Raw genomic sequence first — 15,376 nt, forward strand, 5'->3', positions numbered from 1 at the left:
GCTTGCGCTAGCGGGCCTTTTGGCCCGCAGCCTTCAAAGCTTGTTGCGAGTAGCGCTGGGCGACCTCCGCCCGGCAGGATGCTGTCGCCGAAATATACATGGTGCCGGACTTGTTCCGGTACTTGCGATCGCACGCCTGCAACTCGCGCTGATAGCTGAGCTTCTGCGGCGGCTTCTGCTGGCCGACGAAATCAGCTTCGCATTTCTTCTCGACCACTTCACCGAACTGCACGTCGCCGCTGGCGCCATATGCGCAGGCCTCGAACAGCTTCATGGCAGGGCCGCAGCCAGGCGCCGCATTGAGGACTGCGATGACGTCGTCCATCGACGTCGATTTGGCCGGGCATTCCTCGGCGTAGGCCGCGCCACCCAAAGCACCTTCCAACACAAGCAGGGCCAGACCGACCAGGCAGGATCTCGAAAGCATCGCAAGACTCTCCTCGTACCCCCATTGGTGCCGGGTCCCCGCGCAGCGTTCAACCCAGCCGGCCGCAAGCCCGAAATAACCGGCTTTTTGCTTGACGTTACGGCCTTCGGGCGGCGACAACCCAGCCGAATTTTGGCAGCAAGGATTTGACTGTGTCCGACCTCGCAACGCTCGAAACGTCCATCCTCGACCAGATCGCCGCCGCCGGCGACGAGGCCGCCCTCGAGGCGGTGCGCGTCGCAGCCCTCGGCAAGAAGGGCTCGATCTCCGCACTCCTCGCCACGCTCGGCAAGATGTCGCCGGACGAGCGCAAGACGCAAGGCGCCGCGATCAACCAGGCCAAGGACAAGGTCACCGAGGCGCTCGCCGCACGGCGCGACGTGCTGAAGTCGGCGGCGCTCGATGCGCGGCTCGTGTCCGAGACCGTCGACGTCACCCTGCCGCTGCGCGACTCACCGGTCGAGGCCGGCCGCATCCATCCGCTGAGCCAGGTCTGGGACGAGCTCACCACGATCTTCGCCGACATGGGATTCTCGGTCGCCGAAGGTCCTGACATCGAGACCGACGACTACAACTTCACCAAACTGAACTTCCCGGAAGGCCATCCCGCGCGCGAGATGCACGACACCTTCTTCTTCCATCCGAAGGAGGACGGCTCGCGCATGCTGCTGCGAACCCACACCTCGCCGGTGCAGGTGCGCACCATGCTGAGCCAGAAGCCGCCGATCCGCGTCATCTGCCCGGGCCGCACCTACCGCATCGATTCTGACGCGACCCATACGCCGCAATTCCACCAGGTCGAAGGCCTCGTCATCGACAAGACCTCGCATCTCGGCCACCTCAAATGGATCCTGCACGAGTTCTGCAAGGCGTTCTTCGAGGTCGACCACATCAACATGCGCTTCCGCCCCTCCTTCTTCCCTTTCACCGAGCCGTCGCTGGAAGTCGACATCCAGTGCCGCCGCGACAAGGGCGAGATCCGCTTCGGCGAGGGCGAAGACTGGCTGGAGATTCTCGGCTGCGGCATGGTGCATCCGAACGTGCTGCGCGCCTGCGGCATCGACCCCGATGAATACCAGGGCTTTGCCTGGGGCATGGGCATCGACCGCATCGCCATGCTGAAATACGGCATCGCCGACCTGCGCCAGCTGTTCGACAGCGACGTCCGCTGGCTGTCGCATTATGGCTTCAAGCCGCTCGAAGTGCCGACGCTGGCGGGAGGGCTGAGCACGTGATGGCGATGCCCGGCCACACAATGACTCTCTCCGTTCCCTCCCCCCTTGTGGGGGAGGGTCAGGGAGGGGGGTAGCCGCGGATGCCGCATGCAGTTGTGAGCGAACGTCAGCGTAGTCGGGCGAAACAGTTTCGCCGAGCGATGACGCGCGCCGAAACACTGCTGTGGCGCTACCTGAAGGCTAACCGCATGGATGGTCTTGGCATCCGTCGCCAGACGCCAATCGGAAACTACATCGCCGACTTCGTGTGTTTCTCCTCTAAGCTCATCATCGAACTCGATGGAGAATCTCACGATTTCGAAGAACGTCAGAAGAAGGATGAGCGTCGCGACGCTTTCTTCGCAGCCGAGGGCTTTCAGGTTCTGCGCTTCACCAATGATCAGGTGATGACGAACCTTGAAGGAGTTGTTGAGGCAATTCGCCAGGCAGCTTCCGCCGGAGCCCGCGGCTCACCCCCCTCCCTGACCCTCCCCCACAAGGGGGGAGGGAACACTAGCACCGACCAATGTAACTCCACCGACAAGAGCCGAGGCACACAGCCATGAAATTCACCCTCTCCTGGCTGAAGGATCATCTCGAGACCGACGAGCCGCTCGACAGGCTCGCCGAGAAGCTCACCATGATCGGGCTCGAGGTCGAGAACATCGAGGACAAGGCGAAGGCGCTGAAGCCTTTCACCATCGCCAAGGTGATCTCGGCCGAGCAGCATCCGAATGCGGATCGCTTGCGGGTCTGCATGGTCGACACCGGCGACGGCGGAGCGCCGGTGCAGGTGGTGTGCGGCGCGCCGAATGCGCGTGCGGGTCTGGTCAGCGTGTTCTCGCCGCCCGGCACATACATTCCCGGCAAGGACATCACGCTCGGGGTCGGCACCATCCGCGGCGTCGAGAGCCGCGGCATGCTCTGCTCGGCGGCCGAATTGCAGATCTCCAACGACCATGACGGCATCATGGAATTGCCGGCCGATGCGCCGATCGGCGCTGCCTACGCCGAATGGGCCGGGCTCGGCGATCCCGTGGTCGAGATCAATCTGACGCCGAACCGGCAGGACTGCACGGGCGTGCACGGCATCGCGCGCGACCTCGCCGCCGCCGACATGGGCAAGTTCAAGGATCCGACCATCAAGCCTATCAAGGGCGAATTCCCGTGCCCGGTGAAGGTCACGGTCGAGGATGCCACGCTGTGCCCGGGCTTCGCGCTCCGCCTCGTGCGCGGCGTCAGGAACGGCCCGTCGCCGGAATGGCTGCAGAAGCGGCTGACCGCGATCGGACTGCGCCCGATCAACGCGCTGGTCGACATCACCAATTTCATGACCTTCGATCGCGCGCGGCCGCTGCACGTGTTCGACGCCAAGAAGGTGAAGGGCAATCTCGTCGTGCGCCGCGCCCGCGACGGCGAGACGCTGCTCGCGCTCGACGGCCGTACCTACAATCTCGATCCCGCGATCTGCGTCATCGCGGACGAGCACGGCGTTGAATCGCTCGCCGGCATCATGGGCGGCGAGGCCTCCGGCTGCGACGATGACACCACCGACGTGCTGATCGAATCGGCGCTGTGGAACGAGATCAACATCGCCCAGACCGGCCGCAAGCTCGGCATCAATTCCGATGCGCGCTACCGCTTCGAACGCGGCGTCGATCCGGCCTTCATGGTGCCGGGACTGGAGCTGGCGACCAAGCTCGTGATGGAGATGTGCGGCGGCACGCCGTCCGAAACCGTCGTGGTCGGCAAGGCCTTTGGCGATGACCGCTTGATCGAGTTCCCGGTCACCGAGGTCAAGCGGCTCTCCGGCATCGAGGTGCCGCAAGCCGAGATGAAGCGCATCCTGACCCATCTCGGCTTCATGATGGCGGGCCCCGGCCCGGTCGTGAAGGTGGCGGTGCCGTCCTGGCGCACCGACGTGCACGGCAAGGCCGACATCGTCGAGGAGATCGTCCGCATCTTCGGCGTCGACAAGGTGCCGGAGACGCCGTTCGAACGCGGCGAGGACGCGCGCAAATCCGTTCTGACCTCGCTGCAGCTGCGCACCCGCCGCGCGCGGCGCGCGCTCGCGAGCCGCGGCATGGTCGAAGCCGTGACGTGGTCGTTCATCGCAAAACCCGCGGCAGAATTGTTCGGCGGCGGCCAGCGCGAGCTCGAAGTGGCCAACCCGATCGCGTCCGATCTCTCCGACATGCGCCCGACCTTGCTTGCGGGCCTGATCGCGGCCGCGCAGGCCAATGCCGATCGCGGCTTTGGCGATGTCGCACTGTTCGAGGTCGGCCAGATCTTCAAGGGCGATCGCCCGCAGGACCAGTTCATGGCGGCAAGCGGCGTGCGCCGCGGCTTTGCTTCCTCTGAAGGTCTCGGACGGCACTGGACCGGCTCGACGCAGGCTGACGTGTTCGACGCGAAAGCCGACGCGCTGGCGGTGCTCGCTGCGGCCGGCGCGCCGATGCAGGCGCTTCAGGTCGTGGCGGGTGGTCCCGGCTGGCTGCATCCGGGACGTTCCGGCACGATCCAGATCGGCCCGCAGAACGTGCTCGGCCATTTCGGCGAGATGCATCCGCGCGCGCTCGAGGCGCTCGGCGTCGATGGTCCGCTGATGGTGTTCGAGGTGATCCTTGACCGCATCCCTGAGGCGAAGAAGAAGCCGACCCGCGCCAAGCCGCTGATCGAGCTCTCCGCCTTCCAGCCTGTTACGCGCGACTTCGCCTTCATCGTCGACCGCGCCGTGAAGGCCGGCGACATCGTTCGCGCCGCGCAAGGCGTCGACAAGAAGCTGATCACCGGCGTGAACGTTTTCGACGTCTACGAGGGCAAGGGCATCGATGACGGCAAGAAGTCGATCGCGATCGCGGTGACGATCCAGCCGCGCGAGAAGACCCTGACCGACCAGGAGATCGAGGCCGTCGGCGCCAAGATCGTGGCCGAAGTCACGAAGAAGACCGGCGGTACTCTGAGAGCATGATGTTGAAAGGTGTGAAGCGGTTCTCGGACGATATCGTGCTCCAGAATCAACAAGCATGAGTCTCGCCGACGTTCTCCCGAAGGATGTCAGCCTCACCATTGCGATGGCGCTCTGCGCCGTCGCTTTCGTTTCAGGCACCGCACGCGGCTTCTCCGGCTTCGGCTCGGCGCTGATCTTCATGCCGCTGGCGAGCAGCATCGCAGCGCCGCGGCTCGTTGCGGCCCTGCTGCTCGTCATCGATTTCGTCGCGGCCGCCCCGCTGCTGCCTGACGCATGGCGGAAGGCCGACCGCAGGGCCACCGCCGTGATCGTGCTGGGGGCGCTGATCGGCGTGCCCGTCGGCACGTATTTCCTGAGCGTGCTGGAGCCCGTCACCACGCGATGGATCATCTCCTGCTTCGTCGCCGCCCTCCTGCTTCTGCTGCTGTCGGGCTGGCGTTATCGCGGCAAGGACCACGCCTGGCTCTCCGTCGGCATCGGCGGTCTCTCCGGCTTCTGTAGCGGCCTCGCGCAGACCGGCGGCCCGCCGATCGTCGGCTACTGGCTGGGCCGCCCGATCGCGCCGATCGTCGCACGCGCCAACATCGTGCTGTTCTTCGGCGCGTCGGATTTCTTCTCGATGGTCAGTTATGCGACGACAGGCCTGATCTCGCGCGAATCGCTGGTGCTCTCGCTGGTCGTCGGGCCGGTCTATGCGATCGGTGTCGCCTTCGGCGCCTCGCTGTTCGGCCGCGCCAGCGAGAAAGTGTTTCGCGGGATCTGCTATGCGCTGATCGCGATGGCGGTGGTTGCCGGACTACCGGTGCTGGACGGGGTGTTGCGCTGAGCTCTCTCCGCGGGTCGTCCCCGCGAAGTGTTGCGACTTTGTTGCCTATTGCCGCGGCGCCCTGCGCTTCTTCGTCGATTGCGTCGGCACGTCGGCCGGCTCGGCCTTGAGCGCACCGATCTTGCGCAAGGCGGCATCCGCGGCGCGCTCGCCGCTTTCCCAGGCGCCGTCGACGGTGCCCCAGAGCGTCTCGTGCGTGGCTTCGCCGGCGAGGAACATGTTGCCGATCGGCTCGCCCAGGGTTTTTCGCGAAAGCTGGCCGCCGGGCGCGGATGCCGACATTGCGCCCAACACGTAGGGCGAGGCATTCCAGCGCGTCGCGCTGGTCTTCTGCACGGCGGAAGCGGCCTCGCTGCCGAACAGCTTGGTGATCCACTCCCTCGCGAAGGCGGCCATGGCCTTCTCGCCCTGCTCGGAGAGATCGCGGCCGAAGGAGCCGCCGACATCGATCGAGCACAATGAGGAGCCGCCGATATTGGCGAACATGAGCGCCGTGCGCGTCGAATTGCTCTGCTCGATGAGGATATCGTCGCGCGACAAGCCGAGCGGATTGCCCGGCAGTTGCAGCACGATGCGATCGTAGCTGCCCAGGGTGAGCTTGGAGGCCGCATCCAAGGTGCGCTTGGGGATGTCGGGTACGAACTTGATCGCGCCCGACGTCAGCACATTGGTCGAAACCGTGAGGATGGCGGCGCGCGCGGCGATCTTGCCGGCTTGCGTCTCCACGCTGACGTCGCGGTTGCTCCAGACGATCCGGCTCGCCGGCGTCGACAGCGCCACCGGCGCCTGCTCGCCGAGTTTGGCGATCAGAGTGCCGAGGCCCTGACGGCAGGCGATCGCCGCATTGCGGTCCTGCGCGCGTCCCTTGTCGATCGCGGACAGCTCCTTCAGGTCCTTGCCGGCGAAGCTCGGGCCCAGCATGAACTCGGCCGCCCCGGCCCAATCGCCGAGATCCTTCGGCAGCACGGACGCGCAGGAGGTATCCAGCTTGCCGCGCGCGGCCTCGTCGATGGCGCGGTTGGCGCGCACCAGCGCGGCCAGGAATTGCTCGGTCTCGCCCGCGCGCGCGTTGCGGCGGCCGATGCGCATCTTCTGGCCCGATGGCGCCGGCAGCGCGTCCAGCCCGACACTGCGCGCCAGCCGGATCATCGGATTGGTGTCGGGATTGTACATCCAGCGCGCGCCGCGGTCGAACGGCGTGTCGAACGTCGTGCTATCGGTGATGCAACGGCCGCCAACTTGCGATGCCGCTTCCACCACGATGACCTTGCGGCCGGTCGCCATGATACGCCGCGCCGCGGCGATTCCAGCAGTACCCGCCCCGATCACGACGATGTCGGCCTCGCGCGGCAGAGGCGCGGCGGATGCGCGCAGGACCGGCATCGCAGCAAAGGCCGCCGACGCCGAAAGGAAACCGCGGCGCGTGATTGTCATGTCATGGTTTCCGGGGACTTGCGGCGTACGGGAACAGCCCGCGAACCTTGCCGTATCTGATGTTGCACGGCAACCATCATGGTGAATCAATCGTGCTTGATCTCACAGAGTGATGAACCGAATTGCAACACGTTTCGACCATGATAGAGAAGGGAAAAAGACGGCCGGAAAAGGCCGTGGGGGGAGTTTGACATGGGGACGGTCCTGGATTCGGTCGGCAAGCTAATTGCCGCGTACCTCTCGAAGGAGGTGCCGGGCTACGAGCCGTTCACGCCGAGCGACCCGGAGCATCTGCGCGGGATCATCGAGCCCGGCGACGTGCTGCTGGTCGAAGGCAACAACCGCATCTCCGGCATCATCAAATATCTGACGCAGTCGACCTGGTCGCATGCCGCGCTCTATGTCGGCCCGGTCGCGGGTGCGGAGGAGGCGGACGGCGAGCCGCATGTGCTGATCGAAGCCAATATCGGCGAGGGCGTCACCTCGGCGCCGCTGTCGAAATATTTCCCCTATCACACCCGCGTCTGCCGTCCGGTCGGACTGTCCTATGAGGACCGCACCACGGTCTGCCGCTACGCCATCAACCGCATCGGCTTCGGCTACGACACCAAGAACATCGTCGACTTGATGCGCTATCTGTTCCCGATGCCGATTCCGCAGCGCTGGCGCCGGCGCATGATCGCGATCGGCTCGGGCGACCCGACCAAGATCATCTGCTCGGCGCTGATCGCGCAGGCCTTCGACGCCGTGCGCTATCCGATCCTGCCGAAGATCACCAAGGCCGGCAGCCGCGCCGCCCGCCGCGAGATCCTGCACATCCGCGATTCCTCGCTCTACATGCCCCGCGACTTCGACATCTCGCCCTATTTCGAAGTCGTCAAACCCACCATCGTGCACGGGTTCGACTACACCGCCCTGCACTGGGCCGACAAGCAGAAGCCGCTCGAGGAGGTAGCGGGCTCGTTCAGTGTGTTTCCAGAAACGGTCCTGGCGCCGCCGCTCGCTCCTGAAGCGATTGACGAAGAGGCGCCGGCTGAGATTTCGGCTGAGGAAGTAACCGTGCAGGCCGCGGGGGCCAGCGCCGCTTTCTCCGAGCATATCGTGCTGCCGAGCGAACTCGCGACGTACCGCGCGCGGACGCGGGAGATGGCGGCGTAGCCCTGCTGTCGTCCCTGCGAAGGCATGCGTTCGTAGGGACGACACCGGGGGCGTGGCGCGATTTCGCCTTACCAACCGTCATTGCGAAGAGCGTAGCGACAAAGCAATCCAGAATCCCTCCGCGGGAAACAGACTGAATTGCTTCGCTGCGCTCGCAACGACCAGATTCATCGTTCTGCCCGCCCGATCACTGCCATCAGCTCCGCGATCTTCTCGCGCTGGTCGGCCTTGTCGCCGCTCGCAATGGCGTGCTCGACGCAATGGGCGACGTGGTCCTTCAGGACCTCCTCCTCGACCCGGCGCAGCGCGGCACGCACGGCCGAGATCTGCGTCACGATGTCGATGCAGTAGCGGTCTTCCTCTACCATTTTCGACAGGCCGCGAACCTGGCCTTCGATCCGGCCGAGACGTTTTCCGACAGATGCCTTGATGTCCTTGCGCATGGGGTCTATATACCCCTACCGGGTATAGGTTGCAAGGCCAGGACAGGACCGGAGCACGGCAATGAACAGCAGCGAGCATCGTCACGACGCGGAAACACATTCCGGACGCGGCTGTTCCACGAAAGCGGCACCGCCGGCGGCGAAGTCCGCGGCATCCTCATGCTGCGGCGGCCACGGCGATGCTTCCAGCCATGCCCATCATCACGGCCACGACCACGGTGATTCCGCGACCAAGGTGAAGGACCCCGTCTGCGGCATGACGGTCGATCCCGCGACCTCGAAGCACCACTTCACGCATCACGGCGAGACCTTCCATTTCTGCTCGGCCGGCTGCCGTACCAAGTTCGCTGCCGATCCCGCCAAATATCTTGCGAAGGAGAAGGCGCCCGAGCCCGAGATGCCCGCGGGCACCATCTACACCTGCCCGATGCATCCGGAGATCCGCCAGGTCGGCCCGGGCAGTTGCCCGATCTGCGGCATGGCGCTGGAGCCTGAGGTCGCAAGCCTGGAGACCGGACCGAACCCTGAGCTCGCCGACATGACACGTCGGTTCTGGATCGGCGGCGTCCTGTCGCTGCCGCCGGTGGTGCTGGAGATGGGCGGCCATCTCGCAGGCCCCCACAGCTGGATCGATCCGACGCTGTCGAACTGGATCCAGCTCGTCTTCGCCACGCCGGTGGTGCTTTGGGCGGGCTGGCCGTTCTTCGTCCGCGGCTGGCAGTCGCTGCTGACGCGCAACCTCAACATGTTCACGCTGATCGCCATGGGCACCGGTGTGGCCTATGTCTACAGCGTCCTCGGCACCGTCACGCCGCAGATTTTCCCCGCCACCTTCCGCGGCCATGAAGGCGCGGTCGCGGTCTATTTCGAGGCAGCTGCCGTCATCACCGTGCTGGTGCTGCTCGGCCAGGTGCTGGAGCTGCGCGCCCGCGACGCGACCTCGGGTGCGATCAAGGCGCTGCTCCAGCTTGCACCGAAGACGGCACGCCGGGTCGACGCTGACGGCAGCGAGCACGAGGTCGAGATCGACGCGCTCCATGCTGGCGATTCCTTGCGCGTTCGTCCCGGCGAGAAGGTGCCGGTGGACGGCATCATCCTGGAGGGCCGCTCCTCGCTCGACGAATCCCTGGTCACCGGCGAATCCATGCCGGTTACCAAGGAGACCGGCGCGAAGGTCATTGCCGGCACGCTGAATCAGTCCGGCAGCTTCGTGATGCGTGCGGACAAGGTCGGGCGCGAGACGCTGCTGTCGCAGATCGTGCAGATGGTCGCGGACGCGCAGCGCTCGCGCGCGCCGATCCAGCGCCTGGCCGACCAGGTCTCCGGCTGGTTCGTCCCGATGGTGATCGTCGTCGCACTCGCTGCCTTCGGCGCCTGGGCCTGGTTCGGACCGGAGCCGCGGCTGGCCTTCGGTCTGGTCGCTGCCGTCAGCGTGCTGATCATCGCCTGCCCCTGTGCGCTCGGCCTCGCGACCCCGATGTCGATCATGGTCGGCGTCGGCCGCGGTGCGCAGGGAGGCGTTCTGATCAAGAACGCCGAGGCGCTGGAGCGCATGGAGAAGATCGACACGCTGGTGGTCGACAAGACCGGCACGCTGACCGAGGGCAAGCCCAAGGTGGTCGCGGTCGTGCCGGCGGCCGGCTTTGCGGAAGACGACATCCTTCGGCTCGCGGCCAGCGTCGAGCGCGCCAGCGAACATCCCCTGGCTGACGCCATCGTGCGCGCGGCCAAAGAGAAGCAGCTCACGCTTGGCCAGGTCGAGCAATTCGATTCGCCGACGGGCAAGGGCGCGACCGGTAAGGTCGACGGCAAGACAATCGTGCTCGGCAATGCAAAATACCTGACGTCGATCGGCATCGAGACCAAGACGCTCGACACCGAAGCCGAACGGTTGCGTGGCGACGGCGCCACCGTGATCAACATGGCCGTCGACGGCCGGCTGGCCGGCCTGTTCGCGATCGCCGATCCGGTCAAGGCCTCGACCCCGGAGGCGCTGAAAGCGCTCGCGGCAGAAGGCATCAGGGTCATCATGCTGACCGGCGACAACCGCACCACGGCTGAGGCCGTGGCGCGCCGGCTCGGCATCGCCGAGGTCGAGGCCGAGGTGCTGCCGGACCAGAAGAGCGCGGTGGTGACCAAGCTGCAGAAGGCCGGCCGCAGCGTCGCGATGGCCGGCGACGGCGTCAACGACGCGCCGGCGCTGGCGGCAGCCGAGGTCGGCATCGCCATGGGCACCGGCACCGACGTGGCGATGGAGAGCGCCGGCGTCACGCTGCTCAAGGGCGATCTCGTCGGCATCGTGCGGGCGCGAAAACTGTCGCAGGCGACGATGAACAACATCCGCCAGAACCTGTTTTTCGCCTTCATCTACAACGCCGCCGGCATTCCGATCGCCGCCGGGGTGCTCTATCCCACCTTTGGCGTGCTGCTTTCCCCGATCATCGCCGCAGCGGCGATGGCGCTGTCCTCGGTGAGCGTGGTCGGCAATGCGCTGCGCCTGCGCACGACGCGGCTGTGAGCTACCGGCACACTCCCTCGCCTCCCTTCGGAGGAAAGGCTACAAAAGCCCGGTAGCCCGATGGAGAGGACCCGATGCAGCGGATAACGATCACGATCGAGGACGATCTCCTGGCGGAGATCGACGCCGCAGCGGAGGCGCGCGGCTACCAGAACCGCTCCGAGATCATCCGCGATCTCGCCCGCGCCGGCCTGCAACAGAGCACGGAGGGCACGGCACAGACCGGCCAATGCGTGGCCGGTCTCGTCTATGTCTACGACCACGCCGCGCGCGATCTCTCGAAGCGCCTGGTGCAGGAATTCCACGGCCATCACGACCTCGCGCTGGCGACGCTGCACGTCCATCTAGACGACAACAACTGCATGGAGATGACGGCGCTGCGCGGCAACGCCTCCGAAGTCAGGCACTTCGCCGACCACATCATCGCCGAACGCGGCGTGCGCTACGGCCGCGTGGTGATGATTCCGACCGGGGAAGGGAAGCCGGCAAAGGTGCGGAAGCATGCGCATCGGCATGGGTAGCTGGGCGCTTGCGTGCCCCGGACGCAGCGCAGCGCTCCTTCAGCGGTGCGCTGCTGAGCCGGGCCCATCTCGCCGCAAGCTCCTGGGTCCCCGCTCAGCAGCGCGTCATTTCATGCCGCGCCGCGTCCGGACCACGGTCGTGCGTTGGGCAGCCGGCCGCCCTTGCCGAAGCCGCATTGGGTGTCTACCTCTCGCGAAGTGTTTACCTGAGAGGATGCCCCATGCTGGATGCCGCCATCAAGGCGCTGTCGCAAATGATCTCGCCGCCGATGCGCTCGATCCTGTGGCGATCGGTCGGCTTGGCGCTGGTGCTGATCACCGTACTGGCGATCGGCCTGCAGCGGCTCCTCAGCTGGTTTGCGACCAATGGCGAGGTCTGGCTGGAAGGCCTGCTCGGACCGGGCTGGCATTCATCGATCGAAGTCCTGTCCTGGATCGTCTCGATCGCGGCGGGCCTGGGGGTCGTGTTCGGCGGCATCTTCCTGATGCCCGCGATCACCTCGCTGGTGGCGAGCCTGTTCGTCGACGACGTCGCCGACATCGTCGAGCGCGAGCACTATCCGGCCGAGCGGCCCGGCGTGGCGCTGCCGTTCAGCCAGGCGATCCTCGAGGGCATCAAGACCGCGCTCTTGACGATTGTGATCTATCTCGTCGCCTTGCCGCTGGTGTTGTTCGCCGGCGCGGGTTTCCTGATCTTCTTCCTCGCCGCGGCCTGGCTGCTCGGCCGCGAATATTTCGAGCTCGCCGCGATGCGCTTCCGCCCGCCGGAGGAAGCCAAGGCGATGCGGCGTGACAACGCCGCCACGATCTTCACCGCCGGGCTCTTCATCGCCGCCTTCGTCTCGATCCCGATCGTCAACTTGGCGACGCCGATCTTCGCCATGGCCTTCATGGTCCACATGCACAAGCGCCTGTCAGGCCCGCGGCCCGAGCTGATCGAGCCGGTGCGGCAGGTGCGGTGATTGCGCGCTCCCTCTCCCGCTCTCGCTTGCGGGGGAGGTGACCACCCCCGTCGCGCGAGCGAACGAACCAACCATCACCGCATTCAGGCGGCCCGCACACCACACTTTCGCAGCAGCATCCTGGCGAAGCCGAACGGCGCCGGTGTGAAGGGACCCGTCGGCGCGCGGGAGACCAGCGCGACGATGCCGAGTGCGATCACCGCGAGCCAGAAACACAGCCAGAAGCCGTCGATATAGGCGAGCACATTGGCCTCGCGCTGCACGATGCCCGCCAGCGTGCCGACCGCGCGCGACTGCGCCGTTCCTGTGCCATGGGCGGCGAAGTGATCGGCGAGCTGCTTCAGCCTCTCCACTACATCGACATCGCCGACCGCAAGGTTCTGGCCGAGATAGAAAGAATGGACCTGCTCCCGCACGCGCAGCCAGGTGCCCATCAGCGCCACGCCGATCTCGGCGCCGCCGAGACGCATGATCTGGATATAGGCGGCAAAGGATGTGGCCCGGCTGGGATCGGAGTTGGAGAGCAGCGTGATGATCAACGGCAGCAAGGTGAGCGACTGCCCGATCGCCTGGAGCAGCACGATGCCGACGAAGTCCTCGCGCGCCCAGTCGTGGCTGAGCCGGGTGCCCCAGAGATTGGCCGCGGCGAAGCAGGCAAAGCCCACGACGACCACCGTCCGCGTATCGAAATGCCGCAGCAACCAGATCGAGACCGGCACCAGCACGAACATCGGCAACGCGCCACAGGTGAGCAGCAAGAGGCCGCTCTGCTCGGGCCTGAGCAGCGCGATGGTGGCGAGGAAGTTCGGCACCAGCGACGCATTGGACAGGCTGGTCAGCGTGTAGAGCAGGATCAGGACCAGTCCCAAGCCGATGTTGCGCGAGAACAGCACGTTGACATGTGCCCAGGGCTTCCGCACCAGGGACTCGTTGACGAGGAAGGCCAGAAACAGCGCCGCGCCACCGGCCAGCAGTGCCATCACCGTGCCGGAACCGAGCCAGTCCAGCCGGTTGCCCTGGTCGAGCCCTGCATAGGTCATCGACACCGAGGCGCCGAGCAGCAGCATGCCGCCCCAATCGGCCTCGCGCAGCAGCGCGCGGTTCACCGGCTCGTTCGGCGTGCCCAGATAGACCATCAGGCCCATCAAGGGCGCGATCACCACGCCCTGCCAGTACAGCCATTGCCAGCCGAGATGGTCGACATACAAGCCGACCAGCGAGGTCGAGGTGTCCAACGCGAAGCCGACGCGGATCGCATAGATCGAGATCGCCGGCAGCCACCAGCGGATCGGCAGATTGCGGAACACGATCATCAGCGTCGCCGGCACGAAGGTGCCGAGCAGAAGACCATGCACGACGCTGAGCGCGAGCAATGTCGGATAGTCATGCACGAACGGAATGATGAACGAGACGGCGGCATAGACGAGGCTGGGGATGCCGAGCACGCGGCGCAGGCCGAACACCGTGGCAAGCCAGGCCACCGCAGGCGCGATGAAGATCTGCGAGCCGATGCCGGCGGTCGAGAGCCAGGCGCCCTCGTCGAAGCCGAGCGAGAACGCGCCGCGCAGGTCCGGCAGGCCGACCGTGGTCAGCCGGCTGTCGAAATTGGCGAGGAACGAGCCGAGCAGCACCGCCGCGACGGCGAACAGGGGCTGCGGCGCGACGCCGCCGCGCGAGAGCGGCTCGCGGCTGGCATCGTCATTTTCGGCCATTCGCGGCCTTCGTATCGATGCTGGTGACCACCGACATGCCCGGCACCAGCCGCGCCAGCAGCGGTTGGTTTTCGTCGAACTGAATGCGCACGGGAATGCGCTGCACGACCTTTGTGAAATTGCCTGTTGCGTTGTCGGGCGGCAGCAGCGCCACCTGTGCACCCGTCGCCGGCGCAATGCGCTCGACCCTGCCGCGCAGCTTCTCGCGCGGGAAACTGTCGACGGTGATCTCGACCGGCTGGCCCGGTGCCACGTGCGTGAGCTGGGTCTCCTTGTAGTTCGCGATCACATAGACCTTGGGCAACGGCACCACGTTGATGAGGTTGGTGCCGATATTGACGTAATCGCCGGGCTGCACCTGGCGCTCGCCGACAACGCCGTCGAACGGCGCGGTGATCTTCGTGTAACCAAGCTTGAGCTTCGTACCCGCCAGCGTCGCCTTGGCCGCCTCGACATCGGCGGCGCGCTGCTTCCTGGTACCCTGCAGGACCTCGAGCTGGTGCTGCTGGGCCGCGATCACGGCGCGGCTCGCGCGCACGTCGGCCTGTGCCTTGGCGTAAGCGGCGACCGCCTGCTCGAGGCGCTGGCGCGTGCCGGACTCGGTTTGCGACAGCGATTGCTGGCGCTCCTGCTCCTGCCGTGCCTCGACCTCCATGGCCTCCGCAGACAACCGCGCGGCCTGCGCCTGCGCGATCGTCGCATATTGCAGCTCGATCTGGTTGGCGAGATTGTCGAGCGCGGCTTGCGCCGCGGCGACCGCAGCTTCGGCCTGCGCGACTTGCGCCTCGTAATCGGCAGGATCGATCTGGATCAGGAGGTCGCCGGCCTTGACGCGCTGGAAATCGGTGACCCCCACGCTGAGCACTTCGCCCGAGACGCGGCTCGACAGCCGCGTCAGCTCGGCGCGCACATAGGCGTCATTGGTGGTCTGGATCACCGCATTGCCGACCCACTCGTCGAAGCGCAGCGTCGCCAGCGCCACGAAGGCAAGCGCGACGATGACCGCGAACAGCGGGATCGCGAGCCGGCTCCAGAGCGGCGTGGCCGGCCGCTGTGTCGGCTTCGGCGGTGGGGCCGGTGATGCGGGTGGTGCGTTCTGTTCTTGTTGACTCACGAGATCACCTCAACCCGGCGCCGCTAAAACACAAATCCCGCCTTGTCATTCCGGGGCGATGCGTAGCATCGAACCC

The 15,376-nt window shown here is 66.1% G+C and carries 13 protein-coding genes; 8 read left to right on the top strand and 5 right to left on the bottom strand.

Going from position 1 to position 15,376, the window contains the following annotated elements:
- Nucleotides 1-7 precede the first annotated feature (7 nt).
- Entirely contained in the window at nucleotides 8-547 is a 540-nt protein-coding gene (locus tag ACM42_RS15625) for a hypothetical protein (protein ID WP_333921687.1), read from the bottom strand.
- 32 nt (nucleotides 548-579) lie between these two features.
- On the opposite strand from ACM42_RS15625, the gene pheS reads away from it, so the two are divergent.
- The 4 genes from pheS (at nucleotide 580) to ACM42_RS15645 (ending at nucleotide 5,438) form a co-directional block, all read left to right on the top strand.
- Nucleotides 580-1,662, top strand: coding sequence for a phenylalanine--tRNA ligase subunit alpha (gene pheS, locus ACM42_RS15630; RefSeq protein WP_271528758.1), 1,083 nt, complete (start codon nucleotides 580-582; stop codon nucleotides 1,660-1,662).
- Nucleotides 1,663-1,742: 80 nt separating this feature from the next.
- On the top strand, nucleotides 1,743-2,207 hold the full coding sequence (locus tag ACM42_RS15635) for an endonuclease domain-containing protein (RefSeq protein ID WP_271528759.1): 465 nt from the start codon (nucleotides 1,743-1,745) through the stop codon (nucleotides 2,205-2,207).
- Nucleotides 2,204-4,612, top strand: coding sequence for a phenylalanine--tRNA ligase subunit beta (pheT, locus tag ACM42_RS15640; RefSeq protein ID WP_271528760.1), 2,409 nt, complete (start codon nucleotides 2,204-2,206; stop codon nucleotides 4,610-4,612). Before ACM42_RS15635 ends, pheT begins: the two co-directional genes overlap by 4 nt.
- Nucleotides 4,613-4,667: 55 nt before the next feature.
- A complete protein-coding gene (locus ACM42_RS15645; protein ID WP_271528761.1) occupies nucleotides 4,668-5,438 on the top strand; it encodes a sulfite exporter TauE/SafE family protein in 771 nt (256 codons plus the stop codon).
- A gap of 45 nt (nucleotides 5,439-5,483) precedes the next feature.
- Here ACM42_RS15645 and ACM42_RS15650 read toward each other — a convergent pair whose 3' ends face one another.
- Nucleotides 5,484-6,872, bottom strand: coding sequence for a flavin monoamine oxidase family protein (locus ACM42_RS15650; protein WP_271528762.1), 1,389 nt, complete (start codon nucleotides 6,870-6,872; stop codon nucleotides 5,484-5,486).
- A 192-nt stretch (nucleotides 6,873-7,064) separates the two neighbouring features.
- Between ACM42_RS15650 and ACM42_RS15655 the strand changes: the two genes are divergently transcribed.
- The gene (locus tag ACM42_RS15655; protein WP_271528763.1) at nucleotides 7,065-8,030 is read left to right on the top strand and encodes a YiiX/YebB-like N1pC/P60 family cysteine hydrolase; all 966 of its coding nucleotides are present in this window, start codon (nucleotides 7,065-7,067) and stop codon (nucleotides 8,028-8,030) included.
- Nucleotides 8,031-8,197: 167 nt separating this feature from the next.
- On the opposite strand, the gene ACM42_RS15660 is transcribed toward ACM42_RS15655, so the two are convergent.
- Nucleotides 8,198-8,473, bottom strand: coding sequence for a metal-sensitive transcriptional regulator (locus ACM42_RS15660; protein ID WP_007598521.1), 276 nt, complete (start codon nucleotides 8,471-8,473; stop codon nucleotides 8,198-8,200).
- A 61-nt stretch (nucleotides 8,474-8,534) separates the two neighbouring features.
- Here ACM42_RS15660 and ACM42_RS15665 point away from each other — a divergent pair, with 61 nt between their 5' ends.
- From ACM42_RS15665 to ACM42_RS15675, 3 genes are all read left to right on the top strand, one after another.
- Nucleotides 8,535-10,991, top strand: a complete 2,457-nt coding sequence (locus tag ACM42_RS15665) for a heavy metal translocating P-type ATPase (protein WP_271528764.1) — start codon at nucleotides 8,535-8,537, stop codon at nucleotides 10,989-10,991.
- A gap of 74 nt (nucleotides 10,992-11,065) precedes the next feature.
- Nucleotides 11,066-11,512, top strand: a complete 447-nt coding sequence (gene nikR, locus ACM42_RS15670; RefSeq protein ID WP_271528765.1) for a nickel-responsive transcriptional regulator NikR — start codon at nucleotides 11,066-11,068, stop codon at nucleotides 11,510-11,512.
- A 221-nt stretch (nucleotides 11,513-11,733) separates the two neighbouring features.
- On the top strand, nucleotides 11,734-12,474 hold the full coding sequence (locus ACM42_RS15675) for a sulfate transporter family protein (RefSeq protein WP_028178930.1): 741 nt from the start codon (nucleotides 11,734-11,736) through the stop codon (nucleotides 12,472-12,474).
- Between the two features lie 83 nt (nucleotides 12,475-12,557).
- Here the strand turns inward: ACM42_RS15675 and ACM42_RS15680 are convergent, their stop codons facing one another.
- A complete protein-coding gene (locus ACM42_RS15680) occupies nucleotides 12,558-14,186 on the bottom strand; it encodes an MFS transporter (RefSeq protein ID WP_271528766.1) in 1,629 nt (542 codons plus the stop codon).
- Nucleotides 14,173-15,300 carry an HlyD family secretion protein gene (locus ACM42_RS15685; RefSeq protein WP_271528767.1) on the bottom strand — a complete coding sequence of 376 codons (1,128 nt, stop codon included), beginning with the start codon at nucleotides 15,298-15,300 and terminating at the stop codon, nucleotides 14,173-14,175. The genes ACM42_RS15680 and ACM42_RS15685 overlap by 14 nt, the downstream gene beginning before the upstream one ends.
- Nucleotides 15,301-15,376: the final 76 nt, after the last annotated feature.

Origin of the sequence: Bradyrhizobium sp. CCBAU 25338, from assembly GCF_028128965.1 — a bacterium.
Classification (GTDB): domain Bacteria; phylum Pseudomonadota; class Alphaproteobacteria; order Rhizobiales; family Xanthobacteraceae; genus Bradyrhizobium; species Bradyrhizobium liaoningense.